Genomic DNA, 6257 nt, shown 5'->3' on the forward strand with positions numbered 1-6257 from the left:
TTTCTCCTTAATTAAATTGTTTGTAAAAATCTGGTTTTGTTATTAATTCTATTTTTTCTGTTTGTCCTGTTTGTTGAGAAAGGATACAGGCATCAGATGTTACCGCTGACACATAACCATCCCATGAAGAAGGTCCATTTAATTCTTCTGAAGCATTCAGACGATCTGCAATATCTTGAAATTCTACATCGTAAGCAGCTATAAATCTTTCTTTCCAGTCTGTTAAAATGCTTGTACTTCTTCTAGCAGCTTTACTTAATACAACGCTTGGTACTGCAGGTAATTGTGCCATTCCTAACTCTCCCACTATATCGCAGTGAATATCATATCCATAAGCATTTACAAACACTTCTGTTACAATATTTACACCAGATTCTGTCTCAAGAACAACAACTTGAGGATCCTGAAGAGGTGTATTATATTCATTAGTAACAGCTGCTCTTTTTGGAAAATACACTTTTGCACTCTTATATTCTTCATCTAATAACCAATGCATAATTTCAATTTCGTGAATAAAAGTTTCTACAATTGCCTGACTACTAACATAATTTTTCGGTTGAGATAAATAAGTATTAAAGTGACGACAATGTGCCATAAGAGGTTTTCCTATTTCCCCTTTTTCTATATATTGTTTTAAAGTTTGATAGCCAGGATCGTATCGACGCATAAACCCTACTTGTAACATACGTTTACCTGTTTTTTCTTCGGCTTTCATAACTTCTAAACATTCTTCTTGTGTCATTGCAAGTGGCTTTTCTACAAATACATACTTATTAGCGTTTAAAGCAGCAATAGCAACTTCTGCATGTAACTGATTAATGGCTGTAACAACTACTAAATCAACTTGATCAGACTCTACTAAGTCTTGATAGCTATCAAAATTTTTTGCATTAAGATGGTATTTTTCTATCAAATCTTCACAACGATTTTCAACAACATCAAACAAACCAGTAACTTCCATACCTGATATGCGATTTTGGATACGGTTTAAATGATCTTCTCCTATTTTTCCTAATCCTACAATTCCTACTCTTATCATAAATTTATTTACCTCTCTATTTATATTTTCTTAATGTTTGCATATAGTTATATCCTTTTATCGCATATTCTAAAGGATTTGCTATTTTAGGATCTTGTTCTGCTTCAACAACAATCCAACCCCTATAATTCATATCTACTAAAAATTCATAAACTTCTCTGTAGTCAATACAGCCGTCACCAGGAACAGTGAAAATACCATGTAAAAAGGAATTTAAGAAACTCATATTTTCTTTAACTGCTTCTTCTAACTTTTCTAGACGAACATCTTTAAAATGAACATGCCCAATACGATCTTTAAATTCTTTTAATAAAGGCATATATTCTCTATCAGAAACGTAAATATGACCTGTATCATATAATAAATAAACTCTAGTTGGATCTGTCAACTCCATTAGTTTACGTGTTTCTTCTAAAGTTTGTATTCCTGTTCCCATATGATGATGATAACACAATTTTAAACCATGATCATTTGCTATTTTCCCCAAAACATTTAAACCATCTGCCAAACATTCAAATTCTTCTTTTGTATAAAATGGTTTTTCTGTATAAACACAAACATCCGTCATGCCTTGAATACTTCTACTTTGCTCTGAATAAACTGCAACATCTGCTCCTACTGCTTGTAAAAAACTACAATGTTTCGTGAAATCTTCAATTGACTTTTCCAGTCCATCTCTAATTAAATAACCACTAAACCACTGTCCTGCTATACGCATATTTCTTAAAGATAACTCTTTATTTAATTCATCAGGGCAAGCGGGATAACATCCTCCTATCTCCGTTCCTTCAAAACCTACTAATTTTGCATCACTTAAAATTTGTTTATAGGTATTCTCCTTTCCTATATCTGGAATATCATCATTTCTCCATCCGATTGGAGCAATTCCATATTTTATATTCGTAACCTCGTAAGACACATTTCTTCCTCCTTATTTTGATTATATTTTGAGTTTGTTTTTATTAACTTATATTAAAATTATACACATTTATTAAAGCGTTGTCAACTGTAAAAATACATGTAATAAAATCAAAAAAACACAATAAATTCTTTGTTTTAGCACAACCTTACACTGTAATATATAGAAAAAATTTTTATTTTTTAATTAGTAAACGTTGACAAAAAATTATTTTTATTTTAATATATATATATCAAAGGTTAAGTTTTGATTATATTTTGATTGTAACGAAACCTTAATAATATTTTTAGGAGGTTCCATATAATGGGATTATTTTCAATTATTTCATTTTTAGTTATTATTATCTTTGTTGCTTTATATGCCTATAATAGGAGTAAAAGCACTGTAGATAGTACAAACGAGGAAGGTTATTTCCTAGGGGGTAGGAGTTTAACTTCTTTTGCTATTGCATCTACAATCATTATGACCAACTTATCTACCGAACAAATTGTTGGTCAAAATGGGCAATCTTTTAAAGTAGGTATGGAAGTTATGGCTTGGGAAGTAACTGCCGCTATAACTCTTGTAGTTTTAGCTCTTGTCTTCCTTCCACGATACTTTAAATATGGTATCAACACGATTTCTGATTTCATAGAAGTTCGTTATGATACAATGACTAAGCGTGTTGTTTCAGTCTTATTTATGTTTACATATATAGTTTCCTTTTTACCAGTTGTATTGTATTCTGGATCATTAGTATTCAATAAGATTTTTAGGGTAGATCAAATTTTAGGAATTTCTAGTGGGGCTTCTGTTGTTGTAATTTCATCATTCATCGGAGCTGTTGGAATTTTATACCTGCTACTGGGCGGAATGTCTCTTGGAGCTTATAGTGATACAATTTACGGGGTTGGTTTGATTGTTGGAGGTTTAGCTATTCCTGTTATTGGACTTATCATTTTAGGTGATGGCAGTTTCTTAGCTGGTATTGAACATATTGTACAAAATAGTCCAGAAAAATTAAATTCAATTGGAGCCATAGATTCAGAAATTGTTCCTTGGCCTACTCTATTTTTTGGTATGTTATTCAATAACCTATTTTTCTGGTGTAGCAATCAAATGATCGTACAAAAAGCTCTTGCTGCTAAAAATTTAAAAGAAGCTCAAAAAGGAGCCTTAACTGTAGGTTTCTTCAAGATTTTTGGTGCATTATTCTTGGTATTTCCTGGTATTTTAGCTTTTAATATGGTAGGAGATAAGGTTACAAATCCTGACGATGCTTACCCTACTTTGATTGTACACATCTTGCCACAATGGGCACTTGGAATTTTTGGAGCTGTTATATTTGGAGCTATCTTATCTTCTTTTGTAGGTTCACTAAGTAGCACAGTTACACTATTTACACTAGATATTTATAAACCTATATTTGGAGAAAATAAAGATACAAGGCAAATAACTCGTATTGGTCGTCTAGTAACTCTTGCTATCGGTGTATTAACAACAATAATTGCTCCTTTAATAGCTTTATTCCCTCAAGGTCTTTATGCTGTTGTTCAAGAGTTTAATGGAATTTACAATATGCCTCTATTAGTTCTTATTCTTGCAGGATTCTTTGCAAAACGAGTTTCTGCTTCTGGAGCAAAATGGACATTTTTCATTCATATACTACTATATGGTTTATCAAAAGTATACTTAAGTAATATCCATTTCCTATATGTTTTAAGTGTTTTATTCTTCCTAGATCTTATAATATTACTAACATTTAGTAAATATGGTAGAACTGAAGAATTTGACTTTAACACTTATAGTAGCGAATTAGACCTAACACCTTGGAAAAATAGATATTTAGTAAGTACTGTTGTTGTTGTAACAGTAGTTGCTACATACTTACTATTCTCTCCTCTTGGTCTAGCTAAATAAATTTTATTAAATAATTAATTTAAGAAATTATATATTATTTCAAATTAAAAAAAAGGAGTTATTTATATGAAACAAATTGTTATTATTTGTACAGCTGGAATTTCTAATACATTACTTGTTCGTAACCTTAAAGAAGAGGTATCTTTAAAAAAACTAGATTATAATATCGTAGCAACTCCAGCAACAAATGCAGATGAAGTATTAAAAACAGCTGACGTTGTTTTACTTTCACCTCAGGTTGCATTTGCAAGAAGAAATATTTGTCAAAAAACAAACTCACCTGTAGAAGTTATAGAGCCAAACGCTTATTTAAACCACGATGTTTTAGCAATCTTAGAATTTATTGATCAAATTATAAAATAAAATATTATGACAAAAAATACTAAAATTTCAATGACAATGATTACTTATGCAGGATTAGCAAAAAGCAATTTTATAGAAGCAATACAAGAAGCAAAAATATCAAATTTTGAAAGTGCTAATAAGCTATTAGAAGAAGGTATTTCTTATTCTGTTCAAGCTCATAAAGAACATTCTAAATTACTTCAATCTTTTGCTTCAGGAATAGATATTCCTATTGACTTACTTCTTATTCATGCAGAAGACCAATTAATGAACGTTGAATTGTTAAAAACTATTACAGAAGAATTTATCGAGCTTTACAAAAAATTATTATAAAACACTAACAAAAAAATAAAAAAGTATTTTCTAATTTATATAAGAAAATACTTTTTTTATTAAATTTATACTATCTAGAAAACATAATTTCTAATAATTCTTTAAGTACTATATAATATTCATTTTATAGCTGATTTTTATCTCTATATATCAAAGTATATTTTAAAATTTTATTGGTAAGTAATATATAATTTATTAGATATAATAAAGATAGCATTTTAAATATGTATTCAGGTATATATTCACTATCGAAAAATAAATAATTAACATAAGTTATTAAACCTATAAAAAAAGGTATTATGCCAAAAATTGCAAATTCTTTTTCTAAAAATAATATAACAATAAAAAGTAAATCTAATAAATATCCGTATCTATCATGCATACCTGTTAAAAATATTAAACATGTATAAACTGTCCATATAGTTAACAGCATAAATACTTTATTGTTATTAATATTTATATTATTTTTTACAATGTAATATATTCCCGATAATAAAACCATCCCACACAACAAAATAGAAATGTATCTTATTGTTTGAATATAGCTAGCTTCATAAGTTGGTGCTATCCATGACCATAAACTTGGAAAATTAATCCATATATAAGGCTCTTTTGTTTGTCCTAAATAAACTTTAATTGGATCCAGAAAACTTCTACCATAAATAAATCCAGGTATACATAAGATATACATACCTAAAAATGTAAAAAATCCTAATTTTATAATACTAAATTTTTTATTTATAAAATAATAATAAATAAAGGTAGGTAAAATAAATATTGTTTGTAATTTAAAAGAAAATGCTATTCCTAAAACTAAAAATGATAAGTTAAATTTTTTTTTATTAAATAAAATTAAAGATATTATTATAAATGAAACGTATATAGAATCAGCTTGTCCCCAAAAACCAGAATTAAAAAATATTGTTGGTAATAATAATACTATACTGTACATATAAGTAAAGTATTTAATTTTTTCTTTTTCAACAAATTCCATAATTAATATACCCATAGCTATAGCTAAAATAAAATCGAAAAATATTGAAAATAATTTATATCCTATTATAGGATTTATTGAAGTAGAAGACAATAAACTTATAAAAAATTGATAAGGTATATTATAATTACCTATTTCATATCCTATAGATTTTATACCTCCTAATCTTATAGCTTCATAATACCAAGGTAATAAAAAAAATTTCATATCACCTGAAATATAATCAATAGAAATCAACCTAATAGATAAAGCAAAAATACTTACTGTAGAAAGAAAATAAAATGTTATATTTTTTTTTATATGATTTAAAAATTTTTTATCTATATAAAGCATGTAATCCCCTTATAATACTAATATTAGTATATTCTATCATAATTAATATAAGCTACCTTTATATTAAGTTCATTAAATGTAGAATTTATTTTTTCTAATGCTTCTAATATACTTTTTTTATTTTTTTGAGTTATAGTTAATAATTTTTCATCTTCAAGATACATAATATTACCTCCATTTATATAGTATAATGTTACACTATTTTTTTTATAAAATCAAATCAATAAAACAAAAAAAGAACCCATAAGGGTTCTCTAAAGCCTGGCAACGTTCTAATCTCGCAGGTTCTAAGACCAACTACCCTCGACGCTAAAGAGCTTAACTTCTGTGTTCGGTATGGTTACAGGTGTGTCCTCTTTGCTATCGCCACCAGACGAAAACTTTATATATATTAT

At 27.9% G+C, this 6257-nt stretch carries 7 protein-coding genes and 1 rRNA gene; 3 read left to right on the top strand and 5 right to left on the bottom strand.

Going from position 1 to position 6257, the window contains the following annotated elements:
- Positions 1-7: 7 nt before the first annotated feature.
- A complete protein-coding gene (locus tag KMP12_RS01210) occupies positions 8-1039 on the bottom strand; it encodes a Gfo/Idh/MocA family protein (RefSeq protein ID WP_215755923.1) in 1032 nt (343 codons plus the stop codon).
- A 16-nt stretch (positions 1040-1055) separates the two neighbouring features.
- A complete protein-coding gene (gene iolE, locus KMP12_RS01215) occupies positions 1056-1958 on the bottom strand; it encodes a myo-inosose-2 dehydratase (protein ID WP_215755924.1) in 903 nt (300 codons plus the stop codon).
- Between the two features lie 303 nt (positions 1959-2261).
- Between iolE and KMP12_RS01220 the strand changes: the two genes are divergently transcribed.
- The 3 genes from KMP12_RS01220 (at position 2262) to KMP12_RS01230 (ending at position 4535) form a co-directional block, all read left to right on the top strand.
- Positions 2262-3857, top strand: coding sequence for a solute:sodium symporter family transporter (locus KMP12_RS01220; protein WP_215755925.1), 1596 nt, complete (start codon positions 2262-2264; stop codon positions 3855-3857).
- Positions 3858-3923: 66 nt separating this feature from the next.
- A complete protein-coding gene (locus KMP12_RS01225) occupies positions 3924-4220 on the top strand; it encodes a PTS sugar transporter subunit IIB (RefSeq protein ID WP_215755926.1) in 297 nt (98 codons plus the stop codon).
- A gap of 6 nt (positions 4221-4226) precedes the next feature.
- Positions 4227-4535: a PTS sugar transporter subunit IIA gene (locus KMP12_RS01230; RefSeq protein ID WP_215755927.1), complete on the top strand. Its 309-nt coding sequence runs from the start codon at positions 4227-4229 to the stop codon at positions 4533-4535.
- A 124-nt stretch (positions 4536-4659) separates the two neighbouring features.
- Here the strand turns inward: KMP12_RS01230 and KMP12_RS01235 are convergent, their stop codons facing one another.
- From KMP12_RS01235 to rrf, 3 genes are all read right to left on the bottom strand, one after another.
- On the bottom strand, positions 4660-5862 hold the full coding sequence (locus KMP12_RS01235; protein ID WP_215755928.1) for a hypothetical protein: 1203 nt from the start codon (positions 5860-5862) through the stop codon (positions 4660-4662).
- Between the two features lie 23 nt (positions 5863-5885).
- Complete coding sequence (locus KMP12_RS01240; protein WP_215755929.1) at positions 5886-6026, bottom strand: hypothetical protein; 141 nt, start codon at positions 6024-6026, stop codon at positions 5886-5888.
- A 95-nt stretch (positions 6027-6121) separates the two neighbouring features.
- Positions 6122-6236: ribosomal RNA gene (gene rrf / locus KMP12_RS01245) — 5S ribosomal RNA — on the bottom strand.
- Positions 6237-6257: the final 21 nt, after the last annotated feature.

Origin of the sequence: Gemella sp. zg-1178 (genome assembly GCF_018790995.1) — a bacterium.
In the GTDB taxonomy this organism is placed as follows: Bacteria; Bacillota; Bacilli; order Staphylococcales; family Gemellaceae; genus Gemelliphila.

Excerpts from the sequence above, each read along its gene's own strand:
- KMP12_RS01225 (WP_215755926.1), top strand. The coding sequence starts at position 3,924 with ATGAAACAAATTGTTATTATTTGTACAGCTGGAATTTCTAATACATTA.
- KMP12_RS01220 (WP_215755925.1), top strand. The coding sequence starts at position 2,262 with ATGGGATTATTTTCAATTATTTCATTTTTAGTTATTATTATCTTTGTT.
- KMP12_RS01240 (WP_215755929.1), bottom strand. The coding sequence starts at position 6,026 with ATGTATCTTGAAGATGAAAAATTATTAACTATAACTCAAAAAAATAAA.
- KMP12_RS01210 (WP_215755923.1), bottom strand. The coding sequence starts at position 1,039 with ATGATAAGAGTAGGAATTGTAGGATTAGGAAAAATAGGAGAAGATCAT.
- KMP12_RS01230 (WP_215755927.1), top strand. The coding sequence starts at position 4,227 with ATGACAAAAAATACTAAAATTTCAATGACAATGATTACTTATGCAGGA.
- KMP12_RS01235 (WP_215755928.1), bottom strand. The coding sequence starts at position 5,862 with ATGCTTTATATAGATAAAAAATTTTTAAATCATATAAAAAAAAATATA.